The sequence below is a fragment of the Nitriliruptor alkaliphilus DSM 45188 genome (assembly GCF_000969705.1).
Classification (GTDB): Bacteria; Actinomycetota; Nitriliruptoria; order Nitriliruptorales; family Nitriliruptoraceae; genus Nitriliruptor; species Nitriliruptor alkaliphilus.
This window is the reverse complement of sequence record NZ_KQ033901.1, coordinates 3,145,981-3,167,323: the sequence shown is the minus strand read 5'-3', so window position 1 is coordinate 3,167,323 and position 21,343 is coordinate 3,145,981. Positions and strand designations below refer to the sequence as shown.

17 protein-coding genes are annotated in these 21,343 nt (G+C 70.1%); 13 read left to right on the top strand and 4 right to left on the bottom strand.

Going from position 1 to position 21,343, the window contains the following annotated elements:
* Positions 1 to 11: 11 nt before the first annotated feature.
* From NITAL_RS14740 to NITAL_RS14725, 4 genes are read right to left on the bottom strand one after another with little or no spacing between them, the layout of a single operon-like run.
* Positions 12 to 1,055 (bottom strand): N-acetylglucosamine-6-phosphate deacetylase, encoded by a 1,044-nt coding sequence (locus NITAL_RS14740; RefSeq protein WP_052667012.1) that lies wholly within the window; start codon positions 1,053 to 1,055, stop codon positions 12 to 14.
* Entirely contained in the window at positions 1,048 to 1,821 is a 774-nt protein-coding gene (locus tag NITAL_RS14735) for a 6-phosphogluconolactonase (protein ID WP_052667011.1), read from the bottom strand. The genes NITAL_RS14740 and NITAL_RS14735 overlap by 8 nt, the downstream gene beginning before the upstream one ends.
* Positions 1,822 to 1,856: 35 nt before the next feature.
* Positions 1,857 to 3,035, bottom strand: coding sequence for a M20 family metallopeptidase (locus tag NITAL_RS14730; RefSeq protein WP_052667010.1), 1,179 nt, complete (start codon positions 3,033 to 3,035; stop codon positions 1,857 to 1,859).
* Positions 3,036 to 3,094: 59 nt separating this feature from the next.
* Positions 3,095 to 4,363: an aspartate aminotransferase family protein gene (locus NITAL_RS14725; RefSeq protein WP_052669702.1), complete on the bottom strand. Its 1,269-nt coding sequence runs from the start codon at positions 4,361 to 4,363 to the stop codon at positions 3,095 to 3,097.
* A 254-nt stretch (positions 4,364 to 4,617) separates the two neighbouring features.
* On the opposite strand from NITAL_RS14725, the gene NITAL_RS14720 reads away from it, so the two are divergent.
* From NITAL_RS14720 to NITAL_RS14660, 13 genes are all read left to right on the top strand, one after another.
* Positions 4,618 to 5,772 (top strand): substrate-binding domain-containing protein, encoded by a 1,155-nt coding sequence (locus NITAL_RS14720; RefSeq protein WP_169786848.1) that lies wholly within the window; start codon positions 4,618 to 4,620, stop codon positions 5,770 to 5,772.
* A 434-nt stretch (positions 5,773 to 6,206) separates the two neighbouring features.
* The gene (locus NITAL_RS14715) at positions 6,207 to 7,853 is read left to right on the top strand and encodes a hypothetical protein (protein WP_052667008.1); all 1,647 of its coding nucleotides are present in this window, start codon (positions 6,207 to 6,209) and stop codon (positions 7,851 to 7,853) included.
* A complete protein-coding gene (locus tag NITAL_RS14710) occupies positions 7,850 to 8,818 on the top strand; it encodes a hypothetical protein (RefSeq protein WP_052667007.1) in 969 nt (322 codons plus the stop codon). The genes NITAL_RS14715 and NITAL_RS14710 overlap by 4 nt, the downstream gene beginning before the upstream one ends.
* A complete protein-coding gene (locus tag NITAL_RS14705; RefSeq protein WP_052667006.1) occupies positions 8,818 to 10,023 on the top strand; it encodes a DegT/DnrJ/EryC1/StrS family aminotransferase in 1,206 nt (401 codons plus the stop codon). The genes NITAL_RS14710 and NITAL_RS14705 overlap by 1 nt, the downstream gene beginning before the upstream one ends.
* 44 nt (positions 10,024 to 10,067) lie before the next feature.
* Positions 10,068 to 11,876 (top strand): peptide ABC transporter substrate-binding protein, encoded by a 1,809-nt coding sequence (locus NITAL_RS14700; protein WP_052667005.1) that lies wholly within the window; start codon positions 10,068 to 10,070, stop codon positions 11,874 to 11,876.
* A gap of 50 nt (positions 11,877 to 11,926) precedes the next feature.
* Entirely contained in the window at positions 11,927 to 12,934 is a 1,008-nt protein-coding gene (locus NITAL_RS14695; RefSeq protein ID WP_052667004.1) for an ABC transporter permease, read from the top strand.
* Positions 12,892 to 13,794 (top strand): ABC transporter permease, encoded by a 903-nt coding sequence (locus NITAL_RS14690; protein WP_052667003.1) that lies wholly within the window; start codon positions 12,892 to 12,894, stop codon positions 13,792 to 13,794. The genes NITAL_RS14695 and NITAL_RS14690 overlap by 43 nt, the downstream gene beginning before the upstream one ends.
* Entirely contained in the window at positions 13,791 to 14,816 is a 1,026-nt protein-coding gene (locus NITAL_RS14685) for an ABC transporter ATP-binding protein (protein ID WP_052667002.1), read from the top strand. The genes NITAL_RS14690 and NITAL_RS14685 overlap by 4 nt, the downstream gene beginning before the upstream one ends.
* Positions 14,817 to 14,820: 4 nt before the next feature.
* Positions 14,821 to 15,726: an ATP-binding cassette domain-containing protein gene (locus NITAL_RS14680; RefSeq protein WP_083442197.1), complete on the top strand. Its 906-nt coding sequence runs from the start codon at positions 14,821 to 14,823 to the stop codon at positions 15,724 to 15,726.
* Between the two features lie 20 nt (positions 15,727 to 15,746).
* The gene (locus NITAL_RS14675) at positions 15,747 to 17,594 is read left to right on the top strand and encodes a polysaccharide deacetylase family protein (protein WP_157041853.1); all 1,848 of its coding nucleotides are present in this window, start codon (positions 15,747 to 15,749) and stop codon (positions 17,592 to 17,594) included.
* The gene (locus NITAL_RS14670; protein WP_052666999.1) at positions 17,594 to 18,397 is read left to right on the top strand and encodes a sugar isomerase domain-containing protein; all 804 of its coding nucleotides are present in this window, start codon (positions 17,594 to 17,596) and stop codon (positions 18,395 to 18,397) included. Before NITAL_RS14675 ends, NITAL_RS14670 begins: the two co-directional genes overlap by 1 nt.
* Entirely contained in the window at positions 18,394 to 19,725 is a 1,332-nt protein-coding gene (locus NITAL_RS28090) for a hypothetical protein (protein WP_052666998.1), read from the top strand. Before NITAL_RS14670 ends, NITAL_RS28090 begins: the two co-directional genes overlap by 4 nt.
* Positions 19,722 to 21,314 (top strand): N-acyl-D-amino-acid deacylase family protein, encoded by a 1,593-nt coding sequence (locus NITAL_RS14660; RefSeq protein WP_052666997.1) that lies wholly within the window; start codon positions 19,722 to 19,724, stop codon positions 21,312 to 21,314. Before NITAL_RS28090 ends, NITAL_RS14660 begins: the two co-directional genes overlap by 4 nt.
* The last annotated feature ends 29 nt before the right edge of the window (positions 21,315 to 21,343 follow it).

Sequence of the window (21,343 nt, the reverse complement as noted above, 5' to 3'; positions counted from 1 at the left end):
CTGCCAGGCGGTCAGCCCGCCCGGTACACCTCGGTGCCGCCGACGGACGTCGACACGACGCGGCTGACGCCGGCGGTTCGTTCGATCACCACCTCGTCCCCGGCGCTGGCAACGCGCTCGTCGAGCCCGAGGATCCGTGCCGGCGTCGTCGTGGCCATCGACACGATCGTCGCTTCGTCGAACGGCAGGTTCGCGAGCGCCCAGTCGACGCAACCGAGCAGCGACGCCCCCGAACCGGCGAGCAGGCCCGTGCCGGTGAGCATCAGCGATCCCTCGCGCGTGACGGTGACGGACCCGCCCACCGGGGTCCGGTAGGTGCCGGGAGGCGATCCTGCGAGGGCTGCGGCGTCGGAGGTCAGGACGCACCTCGTCGGCGACTTCGCCCGGATCATCGCGGTCAACGCGTCGCCAGGGACGTGGTGGCCGTCGGCGATGAACATGGCCGTCAACGCATCGGCGGCGAGCTGCGACCAGATGTGGTTCGGGTGGCGGAGCAACCGTCGATGTGTCCCGTTGCCCAGGTGCGTGCTGAGCGTCGCCCCGGCGTCGATCGCCGCATGGATCTGCGGTGGCGTCGCCGCGCAGTGGCCGAGCGCGACCCGGATGCCGCGAGCGACCGCGCCGGCGATGTACTCCAAGCTCCCCGGTCGCTCGGGAGCCAACGTCACGATCCGGACGAGCCCGCCGGAGGCGGCCTGCCACCGATCGAGCTCCCCCAGGTCCGGGTCGCGCATCAGGGCGGGATCGTGGGCACCCCGAGGACCGTCCTCCGGGTTGAGGGCCGGACCCTCGACGTGGACACCCACGATCGAGTGGGCCACCTGAGGGTCGCTGTCGCGGGCTGTCACGATGGCCCGAAGGGCGCCTTCGATCCGCTCCTCGGTGGCCGTGATGATCGTCGGCAGGAACGTCGTGACGCCCTGCGACCACAGCGCCCGCGTCAGGGCGACGACGTCCGCTGGCGAGAGGTCCTCGGCGTTGACGTCGTGGCCGGCGTAGCCGTTGACCTGCAGGTCCACCAACCCTGGGTAGCTGCGGATCGTGCCGTCACGCATCGGGGCACCGTGGCGCGAGCACCGGTAGCGCCGAGGCTGCGGCCAGATCGACGTGCACCGACACGTGGTCGTGGGTCCGCAACGCGCTCGCCGGACACCGCTCGGAGATCGGGCCGGCCACGGCTGCGGCCACCGCCGGGGCCTTCCGCTCGCCGAGGACCGTCCCGACGATCGTCCGGGCGCTCAGGAGCGCCGGGATCGTCAACGTCAGGGCGACCGACGGGACGTCGGCGACTCGCTCGAAGAGCCCGTCGTCGACCTGTTGTGCCCGCGAGGTGTCGGTGATGCTCACCGACCGCATCGGGTGATCATCGGCGAAGCTGGACCCCGGTTCGTTGAAGGCGAGGTGTCCGTTCACCCCGATGCCCAGGCACGTGAGATCCACGGGCGCCGCCTCGAGTAGCTCGGCGTACCGCCGCGCCTCCCCGGCGACCCCGGCACGTATCCGGTGCAAGCCCGCCTGCGCGGCCACCGGCAGACGCTCCTCGAGCCAACGGCCGAACGAGCGCGGGTCGTCGCCGTCCAGGCCGACGTACTCGTCCATGTGGAACGACTGCACCCGTGCCCAGTCGATGCGTGGGTCGACACCGAGCGCCGCGAGCATCGACTCCTGCGAGGGGGCGCTGGCGAAGATGACCCTGGCGGACCGTCCCGCTGCCTGCGCGGCGACGATCGCCGCGGCCGCGGCTGCGGCCGCGCTCGCCGATGCCTCGCGTGGCGTCGGGGCGACCGACAAGGTGCCCCCCATCGAGAGTCGTACCGCCATGCTGGTCCTCCACCTCGTCGGTGTGGCCTGGATGCTCACGGCTGCTGGACCTGCCGCTGCGCCCCGAGCTCGGTGAGCAGGTGCGCACAGACCGCTGCGCGCTCGAACAGCGATGCGACCTCGATGAACTCGTCGTCGGTGTGGGCGTGGCCACCGATGGGCCCGAGTCCATCCAGTGTGGGGACACCGAGCGCTGCGGTGAGGTTGGCGTCCGAGACACCGCCGGCCGCCACCGCCTCGATGTCGACCCCCAGCGACCGGCCCGCGTGGGTGTAGGCACCGAGCAGGTCGGGGAACGGTCGTCCGAACGCCGGCCGGCCGCCGTAGCGTGTCAGCCGGATCGCCGTCCCCGGCACCCGGCCGTCCCCGGACAACGCCGTGAGGGCGCTCGCGACCGCGTGGTCGGCTGCCTCGTCGTCGAACCGCACGTCGACGTCCACCGACGCGGCGGCTGGCACGATGTTGGGCCGCGATCCGCCTTCCGCGAGCACGACGGTGACGCTGGCGTGGTCGATCCGGCGGCCGATGTCCTGGATGTCGATGATGGTGTGGGCCAGGGCCTCGAGGGCGTTGGCTCCGGCATCGGGGTTCGAGCCGCTGTGGGCTGCACGACCGGTCACGTGGAGCCGGTACCGGGCGACCCCCCGCCGGGAGCTGACGATCGCGCCGGACCGGCGGGCCGCTTCGAAGACGAGCGCGACGTCCTGGCCGGTGGCAGCCTCCTCGATGAGCGGTCGTGAAGCGAGCGAACCCGATTCCTCGTCGCCGTTGAACAGGAGCGTGACGTCGGGGGCCGCTGCCCCATCCTCGATGAGCCGAGACAGGGCTGCGAGGATGACCACGAGGCCGCCCTTCATGTCCGCCACGCCGGGGCCGAAAGCCCGGGAGCCCGCCACACGGAACGGGCGAGCCGCTGCGGTGCCCGGCGGGAAGACGGTGTCGACGTGCCCGAGCATCAGCACGCGCGGAGCGCCAGCCCGGGCCCCGAGGCGACGCGCGAGCATGACGTCGGGAGCCCCCTCGGACGCGAGCATCTCGACCGTGAAGCCGAGGCCCTCGACGACCGGGACGAGACGGTCGTAGTTGGCGCTGATCCCGGCGTGGTCGTCCGGCGCGCTGTCGGTGTTGACCAGGTCCTCGAGCAGTGCCAGCCAGCGTTCTCGGCTGCTCCGGTCGGTGCTGGTGGTGGTCGTGGTGGTGGCGTTCGCGGGCATGTGCACTCCAGCGGTGATCGTGGTGCAGGTCTGCGCGCGTCGCGCAGCGGAGGCGGCCGCTACCGCGCTGCGTCGGCCGCGAGCGCCGCGTCCAGACGAGCGGTCGCGACGGAGAGTTCGTGATCGCCGTGAGCGGCCGACACGTACCAGATGCCGCGGGCCGCCACCCACAGCCCGTGATCCACGAGTGTGTGTGCGAGTCGGGCGTAGCGAGCGAGGTCCAAGGTGGCCAGCCCGGCGTGATCGTGGATCGGTTCCGGCGGTCCGAACGAGACGTGGAAGGCGGCCGGCAGACCCTGGACCCGCAGCGCCAGCCCGTGTCGGGCCCCCAGTTCACCGATCCGGTCCATCAGCGCGTTGCCGTGCGCCTCGACCCGGTCGTACGGGGGGTCGGTACGCAGCGCTGTCAGCGTCGCGATGACGGCGGCGCACGCTGGCACGGACGCGTTGAACGTGCCGGCGTGGACGACCCGCTCCCCAAGCAGATCCATGAGCTCGGCTTTGCCGGCCAGGGCGGAGACCGGCCACCCTCCGGCCACGGCCTTCCCGTAGACCGCGAGGTCAGGCGTGACACCGAAGCGCTCCGCGGCCCCACCAGGTGCGAGCCGGAAACCGGTGATCACCTCGTCGAAGATCAGCACGACGCCGTGCCGATCGCACAGCTCGCGCACCGTGGCGAGGTACCCCGGTCGGGGCGGGATGACGCCGCTGTTGCACATCACCGGTTCCAGGATCACGGCGGCGATGTCGTCCCGGTCCTCGAGGGTCGCCTCGAGCTGGTCGGCATCGTTGTACGGGACGAAGCACGTGTCGTCGAGGTGGTGGGGCAGCTGCCCTTCGCTGGCCGTCGACGTCACGCCGTCCACGGTCGTCGCCAGGACGTTGTCGAGCCAGCCGTGGTAGGTCCCCTCGAACCTGACGAACTTCGTTCGACCGGTGGCCGCCCGCGCGAGCCGCAGGGCAGCCTGGTCCGACTCGGTCCCCGTCACGCCGAACCGCACCTTGTCGGCCCACCCGAGGGTGTCGAGGAAGAGCTCACCCGCCTCGTTCTCCAGCACGTGCTGGGCACCGAAGACCGAGCCGCGTTCCATCTCGCGTGCGACGGTCTCGTTGACGGCGGCCGGGGCGTGGCCGAGGAAGTTCGGCCCCTGGCCGAGGAGGTAGTCGACGTAGTCGTTCCCGTCGACGTCGTAGAGCCAGGCACCGACGCCACGCTCGAAGAACACCGATGGCCCGGTCAGCCGCACGTTCGAGTGCACGCCGCCAGGGGTCAGCTGGCGCGCACGGCGGCTGAGCCGATCGGAGCCGTCGCGTCGCTGCGAGGTCATGGACCGCATGGTCGTCTCCCGGTCGTCGACGTGCTTCCCTCTCTCGGTTTCAGAACGTAGCATCGTTAGAAGCAGTGCGCACCACCTGCCTATCCAGGGCAAGCTCCGGTGGCTCGTCCCGGAACCGGGCCGGCCTCACCCATACGGCGGGCACGCCTTCCAGGTGGCCGGAGGCCGTGTATCCGGCCGTCCCGCGTGACGTACCGCCGGCGTGGACGTACGCTGTGCATCACGCGCGGGAAGCAGAAGGGGTCGTGAGGGTGGCTGACAGGAGAACATCAGAGAAGCAGCGGCGGGCGCTGGTCGAGGACCTCCGGCGGGCGTGCCGCGATGGTGAGCTGCGCCCGGGCGACATGCTGCCGACGGTCCGCGAGCTGCAGGAGCGGTACCGGCTCTCCCCCCGCACGGTCACCACCGAGCTGCGCAGGCTCGCAGATGAGGGTCTCCTGCGCACCGTCCCGCGCGTGGGCGTGTTCGTCGCGGACACGGCGAACGCCGAGCCGGACAGCTACCTCATGCTCGTCGAGCCCGGCCGGCACCCGGGGACGACGACACCGGTGGACCGGGTGCGGTTCGGGTTCGAGGAGCGGGTCACCGAACTCGGTGCTGCCAGCGCCACCATGGACATCGACACCGCCCTCCGCCGGGCCGTGGATGGGACCCTGCCTCCCGTCGCGGGCGTGTTCCTGGCCATGCCGGACCGCGGCGAGGATCTCGCAGCGTTCGGTGACCGATCGGTGGCACGAGCTCGGTGGGCGTCGATCGCGATGACCCCACCCGATCCGGAGATGGTCATCGACATGGTCGCCGCCGACCACGAGGACGGGGGGCGCGCGGCGACCAGGCACCTCTGGCACCGGGGTCACCGACGCATCGCCTTCATCGGCTTGCACGCCGCGACGGACGACGACCCCAGGTACCACTGGTCGGCGCTGCGCATGCAGGGGTGGGCGGAAGCGATGGAGCAGTACGGCGAGCGCGTGAACAACGTCACCTTCCTGCCGGACGCTCCCCCGCCGACCTACGAGGACCAGGTCGCCACCGCGACGACCGTGTCCCGGCCGGTCGTCCTGCGCCGGGACATCAGCGCGGTCGTCTGCGCCAGCCCCAAGGTCGCCTCAGGACTCCTCGCCGCCCTGCGGGACGCGGCGGTGCCGCCGGAAGGGTGGCCGTCGTTGGTGGCGTTCGACGACATCGCGGAGACGACGGTCGGGAACCTGACCTCCGTTCGCGTGCCGTGCGAGGACATCGGACGGGAAGCTGCACAGATGCTCTGGGAGCGCCGCAACGGCCGGCTCACGGGCCCGCCGGTCGATCGCCGGCTCCCGATGCCAGTCATCCGACGCGTCGACTCGCACAACGGGTGGCCAGGTTCCGCAGACCCTGCCGCGGTCAGCGCGCAACCGTGACCGGCTAGCGGACTGTTTCCTACTGTTACCGCGCGTTCAGGGCACGGGCCGGAACCCGCCCTTCGGGCGGTCGAACCGCGTACACCGCAGCCCGTGAGAGGCCTTCTGCGGGCACGACGATGCGGGCCAAAACGTCGTGATAGCTCCCCTTTGAGGGCGTTCTCGACGCCAACTCGCCCGATCGGACAGCGCCGGGTGCCCCGACCGATGGTGCGTGGCACCCCTCGACGTGACCACGCCTCGCCACCCGGAACGGGGCGCGCGGGCCACCGAGGAGAGGCGACCTGCCAGCGATCCAGAGGAAAGCAGTTGACAAGCAGCTAGATGCAAGACAAGACTCCCTGCTCACAGGCCCGACCTGCTGGCGAGCGAAGGGAGACGCCATGGTGGGACCGCGACAGGATCCGACACCGCGTGTGGGAGCGCCGACGGGTATGACCCGACGCCGGCTCCTCCACAACGCCGCCGGACTGACGGCTGGTGGGCTGGTCGCCGCGTCCCTCCGCGGCGCGCTGGCCAGTCCCGCCCTGGCAGCCACCTCGCTGGACTACACGACGCCGACGGCGTTCGCGGCCTTCGACGCGGCGTACCAGAGCGGCGGCCAGGGCCCCGACAACAACAACGAGGCCGGCGCCCTGGCGTGGCAACAGTCGTACGCGCTGCGCAGCTTCGTGGTGATGTACCTCGCGCACGGCGACACGTCCTACCTCGACCGACTGATCAGCAACGTCGACATCATGCTGACCCACCGCGACAGCGAACGGGGCGTGACCGACCACCGCGGCCTGTCGCTGCCAGCCTGGCGCACCATGAACCCGTACACGCTCGGCGTGTGCGAACTCACCGACGCGAGCGGGCAGCCGACCCTCGAGATCCGCAGCGGACGGAACCACGCCGACACGGCGCACGTCACCGTCACCCACGGAGCGGGGGACACCTTCTCGCTGGTGGTACGCAACGAGCGGTTCGACTTCACCGACACCTTCGACGGGCTGACCATGGACCCGTCCAGCGCCGACTACGCGGTGAAGCGCATCTACGACGACTACCCCGGGACCATCCTGTGCACCGCGCACGACCAGGACCGCGGGACCAGGCCGGCTGAAGGGACCTACGACATGTTCGCCCAGCCGGTGATCCTGGGCGTGCACACCGGCATGATCACCTACCCCATCGCGAGCTTCGTCCGGATCGTGCGGTCCGACCCACGACTCAAGGACGACCCGTACTACCGGGGCAAGGCCGACGAGTACCTCGCTGCGGTCGAGGCGGCCGTCGCCGTCCACGACGACGATTTCCGCGAGACGCCCGATGGGCGCGGCTACTACTTCTGGCCGAAGGGGACGCCGGTCGGGTTCGATGGGCAGGCGCAGCCGACGAACCAGATGCTCGCCCTCGGACGGACCGTGCTGGAGCTGGCGGCGATCACCGGCGATCCTCAGCACGTCCACCGTGCCACCGCCCTGGCCACCATGTTCAAGGCGGAGCTGATCGATCAGCAGACCAACGGCGTCACGACCTCGATCTGGCACTACTTCCCCACCTACTCGGCCGCCTGGGAGGGCTACGGGAAGACCGGCTCGGCCGAGACCGACATCTCGATGCACAAGCCGCAGTACTTCGAAGCGAACGGCTACAAGAACTTCGAGGACTACAGCCACGGGGCGATCGACGTGGACTTCGCCGCACTGGCGCACCAGCACGGGTTCGTGTTCACCCACCAGGACATCGCGAGGATCGCGGCCACCTTCACCGAGAACCTCGCGGCGGTCGACACGAGCGGCGTGGCGACCGTCCGCTACGTGGTCAACGGCACCGGCGCGCTGCGGGCGAACCCGCTCGGTGCGACCCGTTGGATGGCCCTCGCGACGGCTGACCCAGCCATCTTCGAGCACTGCCTGGACATCTACGCGGACCGCGACACGCAGCCGACCCCCACGAGCGGGACCCGGCTGCTCGGTGTCGCCATGCTCAACTGGGGAGCACGCCGAGCCGCCCGCAACGGCCGGGGCAGTCCACCCGCGTGGGCGCCTGCCGGCGGCAACCCCGACCGCGATGACGCGAGCGGACCGCGGCGATGACCACCTGGGCGCAGCTGGTGCACATCAGCTACAACTTCTGGAGCGACACGCCAGAGCCGAGGCGTCTCAGCGCCTACCGCGACCGCATGCAGTTCGACGACGGGCTGTGGGCCGAGCTGACCCAGCAGATGGCCGACAGCGGCCTGAACACGATCGTCCTCGATCTCGGCGACGCCATCCGGTACGAGTCGCACCCAGAGATCGCACTGCAGGACGCCTGGAGCACGGCCCGTCTGAAGGACGAGCTGGCGCGGCTCCGGGAGATCGGGCTCGAGCCCGTCCCGAAGCTGAACTTCAGCACCGGCCACGATGCGTGGCTGGGGACCTACCAGCGGCAGGTCTCCACGCCGGTCTACTACGAGGTCTGTCAGGACCTGATCGCCGAGGTGGGTGAGCTGTTCGGGGGGCCACGGCTGTTCCACCTCGGCATGGACGAGGAGACCGCCGCCAACCAGCCGAGGTCACGTCTCGTCGTGATCCGGCAACACGAGCTGTGGTGGGAGGACCTGAACTTCCTCGCCGACGAGGTCACCAAGACGGGCGCCCGCCCGTGGGTGTGGTCGGACCACGCGTGGCGGCACCCTCAGGACTTCTACTGGAAGATGCCGAGGTCGATCGTTCAGAGCAACTGGCACTACGACCTGAACTTCACCGACGCCGACGAGGGCGATCGGCCCCGTGTGCAGCCCGTGCCCGAGGTTCGTGACTGGCGGTACCTGACCTACCTCGATCTCGACGACCACGGCTTCGATCAGATCCCCACGGCGAGCAACTACCGGCAGGCGAAGAGCCTCGAGTCGACCGTGGACTTCTGCCGGCGTCGACTCGACCCATCCCGCCTCCTCGGCTTCCTCCAGACCACGTGGAAGCCGACGACCAGGGAGTTCGAGGACCACCACCTCCAGGCGATCGAACAGGTCGGCGGCGCGATCGCCCGGTCCGACGCCGAGCCAGGTGACGCGTGATGGACGAGCTGGCGATCCACGGCGGCGATCCCGTGCGGACCGACCCGTTCCCTGCCTGGCCGGTGTCGAGCGACGCGGAGGAACGCGCCCTGCGAGCGGTCCTCGCATCGGGGCGCTGGAGCAGCACCCACGGATCCGAGGTCCGCGCGTTCGAGCGCGAGTTCGCTGACTACCAGCAGGCCGAGCACTGCGTCGCGGTCTGCAACGGAACCCTCGGGCTCACCGCCGCGCTGAAGGCGCTGGGCGTGGGCATCGGCGACGAGGTGGTGATGCCGGCGTACACGTTCGTCGGCAGCGCGACCGCCGCGTTGATGATCGGCGCGATCCCGGTGTTCGCCGACGTCGATCCATCGACCCACCTGCTCGACCCGAGGTCGACCGAGGCGGCCATCACCGACCGCACGGCGGCGATCATGCCGGTCCACCTCGCCGGCCAGCCCTGCGACATGGACGCGCTGCTGAAGGTCGCGAGCAGCCGCGGCCTGGCCGTGGTCGAGGACGCAGCACAGGGCCACGGTGCCGAGTGGCGTGGCCAGCGGGTCGGTGCGCTCGGCGACGCAGGCATGTTCAGCTTCCAGACCAGCAAGAACATGACGGCCGGTGAAGGAGGTGCGGTCGCGACGAACTCGGCCGACGTGGGGCGTCGCTTGTACGCCCAGGCCAACGTGGGGCGGGTTCCCGACGGCGACTGGTACCAGCACGAACACGTCGGCTTCAACCTGCGGCTCACCGAGTTCCAGGCGGTGATCCTCCGCGAACAGCTGCGCCGGCACCCCGCCCAGACCCGCCACCGCGAGACGCAGTGGAACCGCCTGACCGAGCAGGTGGCGGGTGTGCCACGCCTGAGCATGCCCGTGATCGACGAGCGGGTCACCGCGCACGGTCGGCATCTGTTCACCTTCCGTGTCGCCGGCCTCGAGGGCCTGGCCCACAAGAAGCGTTTCGTGCGTGCACTCGCGGCCGAGGGCATCCCCGTGTCAGGCGGCTACGTCGGCCTGCACCACAACGAGGCCATCCGCAGGGAGATCCGCACCATCACGGGACGCCTCGGGCGGCCGGAGCCCGTCTCCGAGCTCCCAGCCACCGATGACGTGGTGGCCGAAGCGATGTGGCTGTCGCCGCAGACGCTCCTCGGCACCCACGAGGACGCCGAGACCATCGCGGCGGCCATCCGCAAGGTCCTGGATCACTCGACGCAGCTCTGATCCGCCTCCGTGCACGACCGTCTCACAGGTTCGAGGAGAAGCCAATGAGCGCACGTACGACACCGACCCGGCGACGTTCCGCGGGGCTCCGCACGGCAGCGGTCGTGCTGGCAGCCGCCGTGGGGCTGTCCGGATGCAACCTGTTCGGCGACGGCGGGGGCGGCAACGCGAGCAGGAGCTCGGAACCCGCTGCTGCCGACGATCAGCGTGAACAGGTCCTCCGGCTGTCCAGTGGCAACCTGCCGATCATCGATCCCCAGGTGGTCACCTTCGGGATGTGGATGTCGGCGAAGGGCATCTTCGAGGGACTGGTCGTGCAGAACGACGAGGGCACCGACGTCCTGCCGGGCATGGCCGAGAGCTGGGACGTCTCGGAGGACGGCCTCACCTACACCTTCCGCATCCGCGAGGATGCCCGTTGGTCCAACGGCGATCCGGTGACGGCCGAGGACTTCGAGCGCACCTACCAGCGACTGTTCACCCCCGAGGCCGGCGAGACCGGCGGGGCCACCAGCGGCGCGAACTCCTACCAGAGCTCCACCAACATCAAGGGTGCCGCGGACTTCCTCGAGGGCGCGACGGACGACTGGTCCGATGTCGGCGTGCGCGCGGTGGACGAGCGTGTGCTGGAGATCGAGGTGGAGTCCCCGACGCCGGGCTTCCTGATGGCGCTGACGCATCCGTCGATGCTGCCGCTGCACATGGACACCGTCGAGGAGCACCCGCAGGACTGGCAGGAAGCCGAGCACATCGTCAGCAACGGTCCGTTCGTCATCGATCGGTGGGTGACCAACTCGAGCATGGTCCTGGTGCCCAACCTCGACTACTGGGACCTCGACAACGTGCACCTGGACCGCATCGAGATCGCGCTGCTCGAAGGTGGCACCACGGGCGCGGCGACCGTCCCGTACGAGAACGGCGAGGTGGACATCGTCGGCCTGGCGAACGCGGACATCGTTCGGATGGAGAACGACACGGAGCTGGCCAGCCACGTCCGCGTGGCCCCGTCCGTGTCCTACGTGTACCTGGCGACCCTGCGGAGCGAGAACCCGCTGCTCGAGGACGTCAACATCCGCAAGGCACTCTCGCTCGGCATCGACCGCGACTACGTGGCGGCGGTGACTCCCGATGGCGAGCCCGGTCGCTCGCTGGTGTTGGGCATCGTCCCCGGGTACGACGAAGGGATCGAGGTCGACGACGACTTCGAGGAGGCGCGGCGGCTGCTCGCCGAGGCCGGGTACCCGGACGGTGAGGGGTTCCCGCAGATCAACCTCCTGGCCGGGACGTCGAACGTGGACGTCGAGGCGATCGTGGACTCGTGGCGCAGGAACCTCGGCATCAGCGCCACGGCGGACACGGTGGAGTCCGGCGTCCTGGTCGAACGCCGCTGGGCCGTCCACGACGAGGACTACGTCGGCTTCTACTACGGCTCCTTCGCCGGCAACCCGGACTGGCCCACCATGGTCGGGTCGCTGTGGTCGCCACGCACCATCCAGGAGTTCAGCCTTCCGGCGGACATCTGGGCGGAGTACGAAGCGATCCAGGGCGATGGCGACCTGACCATCCCGGAACGCAACCAGCAACTCGACGCGCTCCTGGAGGAACACGCCAGCGAGGCGGCGCACGAGTTCGCAGACCTCGTCGACCGCGCGATGAGCGCGACCGACCCCGCCGAGCGGGACGGCCTGTTCAAGGAGGCAGCGAAGCTGCGCGAGGAGCAGCACCTGATCATCCCGGTGCTCTGGAAGGACCGCTACTTCGCGGTCCGGCCGACCATCCAGGGTCTGAACCTGCGGCCCTCGCTCGATGCGTACTACTTCAAGGGCCTCAGCATCACCGCTGACGACCAGTAGGCACCGCACCCGGGCCCGGACGGCTCGACGACGACCAAGGAGCGTGCCCGATGAGCTTCACGTCCTACCTGACCAAGCGTGTCGCACGCATGGTGCTCTCCCTGGTCGTCGTCTCCATGATCACCTTCACCCTGTTGCAGCTGGCGCCAGGCAACTTCGCGGACATCCAGCGGATCACGGCTGGAGCGGGACAGTTCGGCGGCACCGGGACCGAGGACATGGTCCATGCCTTCTCGTCCCGGTACGCCGACGACATCCCAGCGTGGCGCCAGTACCTGATCTTCATGAAGGGTGCGGTCACCTGGGACTTCGGCCCCTCGTACAAGTACCCGACCCAGAACGTGCAGGACATCATCGCGCAGGGGTTCCCGATCTCGGCGACCATCGCGCTCGTCGCGGTGGGTATATCGCTCCTGATCGCGCTCCCGATCGGTGTCTACGCGGCGGTCCGACAGAACTCCGCAGCCGACCACGGGACGATGTTCCTGATCACCCTCGGGACGGCACTGCCGAACTACCTCACCGGCGTGCTCCTGATGCTGCTCTTCACCCTCACGCTCGGGGTGTTGCCGTCGAGCGGATGGGCTGGTCCGCAGTACATGATCATGCCGGTCATGGCGCTGGTCCTGGGGCCGACGGCGGTGCTCGCCAGGTACGTGCGGTCGAGCATGCTGGAGACCCTGCGCGAGGAGTACGTGGTCGCTGCCCTGGCCAAGGGTGGGCCTCGGTCGACGGTGATCATGCGGCACGCCCTGCGCAACTCGCTGATCCCGATCGTGACGGTCCTGGGCCCCCTCCTGGCGTCGTTGATGACCGGAACGGTCTTCGTCGAGGCGCTGTTCCGGATCCCCGGCCTCGGCCTGTACTTCGCGCAGGCAGCAGCGAGTCGTGACATGCCGTTGCTGATGGGGACGGCGCTGTTCTTCGCGCTGATCCTGATGACCATGAACCTGATCGTGGACCTCGTCTACGGGCGTCTCGATCCCCGGATACGAGCCGTAGGAGGTGTCAGCCGATGGAGACGATCACAGAAGAGCCTGTCGCGGCAGCCGGCGTAGGAGAAGCCGAGGCGCGGAGCCACTGGGCCAGGGCGTGGGCGAGGTTCCGCGCCAACCGGCTCGCGTACGTGAGTCTGATCTTCTGCGGCCTGCTGGTGGTGGCGGCGGTCGCGGCACCATGGATCGCTCCGTACCACTTCGCCGAGACCGACCCGGAAGCGCGGCTCGCGCCGCTGCTGACCGAGGGGCACCTGCTCGGCAGCGACCTCCTCGGCCGGGACATCTTCAGCCGGCTCATCTTCGGCCTGCGGACCGCGTTGTTCGTGGCCTTCGGCGCCGAGCTGGCCTCCCTGGTGGTGGCCATCCTGATCGGGCTGTCGGCGGGGTACATCGGCGGCCGGGTCGACCAGGCTCTCATGGCCATCACCGACGTCATGTACGCCTTCCCGAGCTACCTGTTCGCGATCGTCCTCGTCACCGTGATGGGACGCAGCCTCTGGGCGGTGATGCTGGCGATCGGGATCTCCTCCTGGGTCACCCAGGCGCGCTTGGTACGGGCGCAGGTCCTCACCGTGAAGGAACGTGAGTACGTCGAGGCAGCGCGCTCGATGGGAGCATCCGGGATCACCATCTCGGTGCGGTACATCCTCCCGAACGCGATCGGGCCGCTCCTGGTGACCACCAGCTTCGCCATACCGGCGGCCATCGGTGCCGAGGCGGGCCTGGCGCTGCTGGGCCTGGGCGTGCAGCCGCCCACGCCGTCCTGGGGATCGATGATCGCGGAGGGGACCAGTTACGTCCTGGCTGCGCCGCACCTGCTGTTCCTACCCGCCGCACTGTTCGCGATGACGTTGTTGGCGTTCACCTGGGTGGGAGACGGCATCCGGGACGCCTTCGACACCAGCGGGGAGGACCGATGAGCGCGTCAGCGCTGGAGGTGGAAGGCCTCCGCACGGAGTTCGTCCTGCGGGACCGGGTCCTGCGTGTGGTCGACGATGTCAGCTTCACCGTCGAGCCGGGCAAGGCGCTGGCGATCGTCGGCGAGAGCGGTAGTGGCAAGAGCGTCACGATGCGCAGCGTCATGCGCCTGCTGCCGAAGACCGGCCGGGTCGCCGGAGGGCACGCCCGTCTGGGTGGGACCGATCTGCTGACGCTCTCGGAGCGTCAGATGCGCAAGGTCCGCGGCCGCGACATCGGGATGGTCTTCCAGAACGCGATGGAGGCGCTCAACCCGACGCTCACCTTGGAACGACAGCTGACCGAGCACCTCCGGTGGCACGGCATCTGCGACCACTCGGAAGCCAAGCGACGTGCCGTCCAGACCCTCGGCGATGTGGGCATCCCGGACCCGGAGAAGCGGATCCGCACCTACCCCTTCCAGCTGTCGGGTGGCATGCGACAGCGAGCCATGATCGCGATGGCGATGGTCGCCCAGCCGTCGGTGCTCATCGCGGATGAGCCGACCACCGCGGTCGACGTCACCGTCCAACGACAGCTGCTGGACCTGCTCGCGGCGTTGAAGTCCCGCGGCACCGCCATCGTCATGATCACCCACGATCTCGGTGTCGCCAGGTACTTCTGCGACGACGCGATCGTGATGTACGCCGGGCGCGTCGTCGAGCAAGGACCGGTACGTCGCCTGCTCGCCGACCCGGTGCATCCGTACACGACGGGGCTGCTCGAGTCGACGCTCGAGGTGGGTGCTCGGCACCGCGCGTTCGTCCCGATCGCCGGAGCGCCCCCGGACCTCGCGCATCGACCGTCCGGTTGCCACTTCCACCCGCGGTGCACCTGGGCCGAGCACCGCTGCACGCAGGAGGATCAGCCGTTGCTCCCGTGGCGCGGCCGTGGCGTGGATGTCGTTCCGAACCGGGACGTCGACCAGGACGTGACGTCCGACCGACGCAAGGCAGCTTGCTGGAAGGCGGTGGCCCGTGGTTGACATCATGACCGAACACGACGGCTCCCCCGCTGGCAGCGCAGCTGGTCGGCAACTGGTGATCGTCGCCGATCGGGTCGACAAGACCTTCACCAGCCGGGCTGGTGAGGTGCATGCGGTGCGTGACGTCTCCCTCTCCGTCCGCGAGGGCGAGACGCTCGGGTTGGTCGGGGAGAGCGGAAGCGGCAAGTCGACGGTCGCGCGGTTGATGATGGGGCTGATGGCTCCGACCCGCGGGACGATCAGCTTCGACGGTGTCGACCTGTCGACGGTGCGGGGCAAGAGGATGCGTGAACTGCGCTCCCGGATGCAGATGGTGTTCCAGAACCCGTACGGATCGCTGTTGCCGCACTTCACCGTCTCGGGCAACGTGGCGGAACCACTGCGGCTGCACAAGCGCGGCGACAAGGAGTGGCGTCAGGAACGCGCCATCGAACTGCTGACGAGGGTCGGGGTCAACCCGCGTTTCGCCGACCACTACCCGCGACAGTTCTCCGGCGGTCAGCAGCAGCGGGTCGCCGTCGCTCGGGCCCTGGCGCTCGAACCGAAGCTGCTCATGTGCGACGAGCCGACGTCGTCCCTCGACGTCTCCATCCAGGCGCAGGTCCTCGCGCTCCTCGATGAGTTGCGGACGGACCTCGGACTGACCCTGGTCTTCATCTCGCACAACCTCGCCGTCGTGGAGCGTTTCGCCGATCGGGTCGCCGTGATGTGCCTCGGGCAGATCGTGGAGGTCGCACCGACCGAGGTCCTCTTCAACCAGCCGCGGCACCCGTACACCCAGCAGCTCCTGTCGGCCATCTTGCCGGTGACCAGGGACCCGTTGCCCGCACCGGAGACACCGTGGTCGCCCGGCCCCGATGACCGACCGCTCCGCGAGGTGGCTCCGGGCCACCTCGTGCGCGAAGCCTGACGACGTGAAGGAGTCCTGACGTGAGGGGAAGAACCGTGCCGCTCGCCGTGGTGGCTGGCCGACGTGGAACCGACCAACGAGCTGGTGCGAGTACACCGCCGTGGTGGTCCTACTGCACCGAGGTGCTCGACCACCTCCGTCTCCCGTACGAGGTGGTGTCGCCCGCGGCCATCGCCGCCCTGGACCAGCTTCGGCTCGCCGTCTTCCCCTCGTCGGACCACCTCGACGAGTACGAGTCGATGGCCGTGCGGCGGTGGGTCGCCGACGGAGGCATCGCCCTGTGCGTCGGCATCGGACCGCTCGCCGCCCTGTTCGGTGTGACCGGCGACGGCGAGGTCCCAGCCGGACACGTCACGGTGACCGAGGCGAACGGCTGGATCGACCAGCCGGAGGTCCCGCTGCACGCGCTGGGCGGCGTGAGCCTGGCACCCGGCGAGCCGGGCCCTGAGCCCGAGGTGGTCCTGGCCAGGTGGGAGCACGACGGCTCACCGGCGATCATCGCGCGTCGACACGGCCAGGGCTTCGTGGTCATCTCGGGGGTCGATGTGTGGCAGAGCATCGTGCGCATCCAGCAGGGTGACCCGGTCCACGAGGACGGGGTGCCGGCGCCCGACGGGACCGCTGCCGTGGACGACGGTGTCCTCAAGTGTGACGACGGCATCGTGCTCTCGTACGGATCGGACCGGTCGTTGCCGCCAGGACCGTGGCAGGTGCGGACGGAGGCAAGGGACGGACTCGAACCGGTACCGGTCTTCCACCGGCCGCACGCGGATCTGTGGCGCCAGATCCTCCTGCAGGTGCTGTTCGAGGCCGCCGCACGTGCGGACGTCATCCTCCCGTGGCTGCACTACTGGCCCGCCGGCGTGCCGGCCGTCGCGCACCTGTCGGTGGATTCCGATCGGAACGTGACGGAGGAGGCGCAGACCACGCTGCGTCTGTTCGACGACGCCGATGTCCGAACCACGTGGTGCCACGTGTACCCCGGCGGCTACACCCCGGAGGTGGTCCGGGCGATCGCCGAGCACGGGCACGAGCACGCCCTGCACTACAACGCGGTCGGTGACGCCGACATCGCCACCTGGGGGTTCGCGCAGCTACGCGCCCAGTACGCGTGGGCCCAGGCCATGACCGGCGACGAGCAGATCGTCTCGAACAAGAACCACTACACGAGGTGGGAGGGCTGGGACGAGTTCTACAGGTGGTGCCAGGAGCTGGGCATCCAGATCGACGAGTCGAGGGGCCCGAGCAAGCAGGGCAACGTGGGCTTCCCGTTCGGAACGACGCACCTGTCCTTCCCGTTGGCGAGCGACGCGGAGGCCGGCCACGTCCTGGACGTGCTGGTGCTGCCGCTGCACGCCCAGGACCTCGCGTGGGCGGCGCACGAATCGGTGCGGGACGTCATCTTGGAGCAGACGCTCGTCCACCACGGTGTCGCTCACTTCCTCTTCCACCCGGTCCACCTCCACCGCCGCACCTACGTGCAGGACGCCTGCCGGGATCTGGTGGCGGTCGCCCGCGAGCAGGGCATGCCGTGGTGGACGGCCGCGCAACTGAACGCCTGGGAGCGGCAGCGCCGCGAGGTGTCGTTCTCGGTCCGGGCCGCCACCCCCGACACCGTCGACGTCATCGCACGCTCGCCCCGTCCGATGCCGGGTGCGGCCATCCTGCTCGCGCTGCCGGGCACCGGCACCGGATCGGCCGCCTCTGCGCGCACGGCTGATGGCACCGAGCTGGAGCACGCGGTGGTGCAGCGGCACGGTCGCCGCATGGTGGAGATCACGGCCGACCTGGACGCGGGTGAGACCTCGATCCGCGTGTCCGTGTCGCACGCCAGTGCGCCCGCCGAGGTGGCGGGAGGTGCCGGGTGATGCGACTGAACGCGGCAGCCTCCGAGGCGACGAGCCACGACCCGACGACCACGGCGCTGATGGCCGAGTACCTGGGGAAGGTGACCGACCTGCTGGACACCATCCGCCAGGAGCAGGCCCCGGCCGTACACCAGGCCGCTGAGCTGATCGCCGATCACATCGCCCGGGACGAACTCGTGTACGTCTACGGGCCCGGCGGCCACTCCAACCTGGCGGCGCAGGAGGTGTTCTTCCGCGCGGGAGGCCTGGTCCACATCAGCGCCATCCTCGACGGGGGCACCTTGCTCTCCGACGGTGCGCTGCGCTCGATGGCGATGGAACGCACCCCCGGGTACGCCACGGTGGTCATGCGCGACAACGCGATCGGCCGCGGCGACCTCCTGATCCTGGTCAACGCCTACGGCATCAACGCAGCCCTCATCGACGCGGCGCTCTACGCGAAGGATACGGGGGCGACCGTCATCGGGGTCTCGTCGCGAGAGCACGCCGAGTCGACGGCGCCGGACCACCCCGCCAGGCACCCCTCCAAGCGCGACCTGCACGACCTCGTCGACGTGCACGTGGACACCAAGGTGCCGGTGGGAGACGCCGTCCTCCGCCTGGCCGGGGTGGACGAGAACGTGGCGGCGATCTCCACGTTCACCAACGCGTTCGTGCTCAACAGCATCACCGCCGCGGCGACGGCCGCCCTGGTGCGCCGCGGCGTGACACCGCCGATCTGGCGCAGCGGCAACGCGCCCGGTGGCGACGATCAGCACGCCACCTTCCTCGCGCGGTTCCGGTCCCGGGTGCGGTGGCTGTGAGCGGGCCATCGAAGCTGACGCTGGTCGGCGCTGCGAGCGTCGACATCACCCCTCCGGTCGGATCGCTCATGGCGGGCTTCGCGGTACGGGTCGAACCCGCCGTCGACGTCCACGATCCGCTGTTCGCCACCGCGGTCGCGGTGTCCGCCGGCGACGACACGTCGGTCGTCGTCTCCTGTGACCTGATCAGTCTCGACCCCGCGGACGCTGCCGAGATCGGCGGGAGGATCGCGGACGACCTCGGCATCCCGGCCGGTGCCGTGGCGGTGACCGTCAGCCACACCCACGGTGGCCCGAAGGTGAAGGCCCACGGGTTCGGGCGGCCACGCGACGAAGGGTACGTCCGATCGCTGTTCGCCAGCGCCGAGGAGGCAGCCCGGCTGGCGTGGCGAGCGCGGCGACCGGCACGGCTACGGTCCGGGACCGCGCACCTGGACTCGGTGGCGCACAACCGTCGCGGCACCGGCGTGATCGATCCGCTGGTGTTCGCGATCCAGTGGACCGACGAGGCCGACGAGCCGATCGCGACGCTCTTCTCGCACGCCTGCCACCCGGTGACGCTCGGGCCGGACAACCGATCCATCACGGCCGACTGGCCCGGAGCGGCGCGGCGACACGTCCGGGCCACGGTCGACGGTGAGGTGATGTTCGTCCAGGGCTGTTGCGGGCAGATCAACACGGGCCACCTGGCGACCGCCAGCTTCACCGGTGAGCCCGACCCGAAGCGCACCTTCGCGGCCGCTGACGCGATCGGCGCACAGGTCGGCGACGCGGTGGCTCGTGCCCTGCGGTCGGCACGCGAGGTCCCCGTCAGCGAGGTCCACGCCGCATCCCGCGGCGTCTGGTTGCCCATCCGTCCGCTCCCGGACCCCGCGACCCTGCGCGAGTGGATCCGTGACTGGGAGCTCGAGGTGGCGGCGACGTCCGGTCCCCAGCGGGGGCTGCTCACCACGTGGATCGAGTGGGCACGGTACTGGCGTGACCGCCCCTCCCCCGGCGGCCTCGAGGTGCCCATCTCGGTCCACTGGTGGGGCGACGTCGGCCTGGTGATGCTCCCCGGCGAGCCCTTCGTGGAGTTCGCCCTCGAGTTGCGTCGTTCCCTGGACGTGCCGGACCTGCTGGTCATGGGCTACACCGGAGGTGTTCCCGGCTACATCCCGCTGCGGGTCGGGGACCACGCCGCTGGCGGGTACGAGATCGAGATGGCCTACCGGAGCTCCAAGCTGTTCTCCGGTCCGTACCAGCCGGAAGCCGGAGGGGTCCTCTTCCAGGCAGCGCTCGACCTGGCTCGCGAGACGATCGCGGAACGAGGGAGGGTGCCGACGTGACGGTCGACCTGCGTATCCGTGGCGGGACGGTCCACGACGGGACGGGACGGGCGCCGTTCCCCGCCGACGTCCTCATCGACGGCGGCCGGATCGTCGCGGTCACGAGCCACCCGGGTGACCCCGAGGCCGCCCGGGTGATCGACGCGCAGGGGCTCGCGGTCGCTCCCGGCTTCATCGACATCCACACCCACTCCGACGTGAGCGTCCTGCTGGACGGACGTGCCCAGAGCAAGGTGCACCAGGGCGTGACCACGGAGGTGACCGGCAACTGCGGCTTCTCGCCCTTCCCGCTGGTGGCCGACCACCTCGAGGACCATCTGGACCTGCTCGCCGGTCTCGGTCACGATCCCGTCACGCCGACATGGACGGACCTGGACGGGTACGCCGATGCGGTCACCGCGAGCGGCGTGGCCATCAACGTCGCCCCGCTGGTGGGGCACGGTCAGCTGCGCATCGCGGAGCTCGGGATGGCGGAGGAGGTCCGTGAGGACGGGATCGCCGCGATGCGTCGGCGGCTCGCCGACCTGCTCGAACAGGGCGCGTTCGGTATGTCCACCGGTCTGACGTACGTCCCGTCCCGGTACGCAGCGTGGGACGAGCTGGTGGCGCTGTGCTCGGTCCTCGCTGCACACGGGGCCGTGTACGCGACCCACTCCCGGGCGGACGTCGAGGTCGGCATCGACGAAGCGAGCCGGCTCGGCCGCGCGACCGGGGCCAGGATCCAGTACTCGCACGTCGCCCTGAACGAGCCGGCGGTGTGGGGCAGCGCGGCCACGGTCCTCGCGCGGTTCGAGGAGGCTCGCCGGACAGGTGCCGACGTCGGCTGCGACGTCTACCCCTACGCCGCATCAGCGTCGGCCCTGACGCAGTACGTGCCGGCGTGGGTCCAGGAAGGCGGCGTGGGCGCGATGCGCTCCCGGCTCAGCGAACCCGCGGTGCGCCGTCGCGCCGAGGACGAGCTCGCCTCCGGCTGGGGCCCGGACGGGCGGATCCCGTGGCTGTGGGACCGCGTGGTCATCTCGCGCGGTGTCCCCGTGGCAGGGGGCCCGGCGGCGGAGGGTCGGACCATCGAAGAGGCATCGGCTGCCGCTGGCCTGTCGCCGGCCCGCTACGTACTCGAGCTGTGCCGCGAGGGCGGCAACCTCGTCCAGGTCGTGCTGTTCTACCGCAGCGAGGAGGACGTGCGGACCTTCCTGCGGTCGGACCTCACGTTGCTGGGTTCCGACGGCTCCGCGGTCCCGCTCGAGCCCGGTGGCGCCCGGCCGCACCCCCGGGGGTTCGGCGCCCACACGCGGCTCCTCGGCCGCTACACCCGCGAACTCGGCGATCTCGACCTGACCACGGCGGTGCGCAAGATGACCGGGGCGGTCGCCGACCGGCTCGGCCTGACCGACCGGGGCGTCCTGCGACCCGGCACGGCCGCTGACGTGGTCGTGTTCGATCCAGCGACGGTGGCGGACACGGCCAGCTTCCTCGAGCCGTGCCAGGCACCGGTCGGGATCGACCTCGTCGTGGTCAACGGGACGATCGTCGTCGAAGCGGGCGTGCAGACCCCGGCCCGGCCCGGGGAGGTCCTGCGTGCGAGGTGACGTAGGGACGGCCCAACCACGACGACCCG

Bases quoted from the DNA above. Each gene is read 5' to 3' on its own strand.
- NITAL_RS14690 (WP_052667003.1), top strand. From the start codon at position 12,892: ATGGAGACGATCACAGAAGAGCCTGTCGCGGCAGCCGGCGTAGGAGAA.
- NITAL_RS14695 (WP_052667004.1), top strand. From the start codon at position 11,927: ATGAGCTTCACGTCCTACCTGACCAAGCGTGTCGCACGCATGGTGCTC.
- NITAL_RS14725 (WP_052669702.1), bottom strand. From the start codon at position 4,363: ATGACCTCGCAGCGACGCGACGGCTCCGATCGGCTCAGCCGCCGTGCG.
- NITAL_RS14740 (WP_052667012.1), bottom strand. From the start codon at position 1,055: ATGCGTGACGGCACGATCCGCAGCTACCCAGGGTTGGTGGACCTGCAG.
- NITAL_RS14700 (WP_052667005.1), top strand. From the start codon at position 10,068: ATGAGCGCACGTACGACACCGACCCGGCGACGTTCCGCGGGGCTCCGC.
- NITAL_RS14685 (WP_052667002.1), top strand. From the start codon at position 13,791: ATGAGCGCGTCAGCGCTGGAGGTGGAAGGCCTCCGCACGGAGTTCGTC.
- NITAL_RS14715 (WP_052667008.1), top strand. From the start codon at position 6,207: ATGACCCGACGCCGGCTCCTCCACAACGCCGCCGGACTGACGGCTGGT.
- NITAL_RS14670 (WP_052666999.1), top strand. From the start codon at position 17,594: ATGCGACTGAACGCGGCAGCCTCCGAGGCGACGAGCCACGACCCGACG.
- NITAL_RS14705 (WP_052667006.1), top strand. From the start codon at position 8,818: ATGGACGAGCTGGCGATCCACGGCGGCGATCCCGTGCGGACCGACCCG.
- NITAL_RS14735 (WP_052667011.1), bottom strand. From the start codon at position 1,821: ATGGCGGTACGACTCTCGATGGGGGGCACCTTGTCGGTCGCCCCGACG.
- NITAL_RS14730 (WP_052667010.1), bottom strand. From the start codon at position 3,035: ATGCCCGCGAACGCCACCACCACGACCACCACCAGCACCGACCGGAGC.
- NITAL_RS14680 (WP_083442197.1), top strand. From the start codon at position 14,821: ATGACCGAACACGACGGCTCCCCCGCTGGCAGCGCAGCTGGTCGGCAA.
- NITAL_RS14710 (WP_052667007.1), top strand. From the start codon at position 7,850: ATGACCACCTGGGCGCAGCTGGTGCACATCAGCTACAACTTCTGGAGC.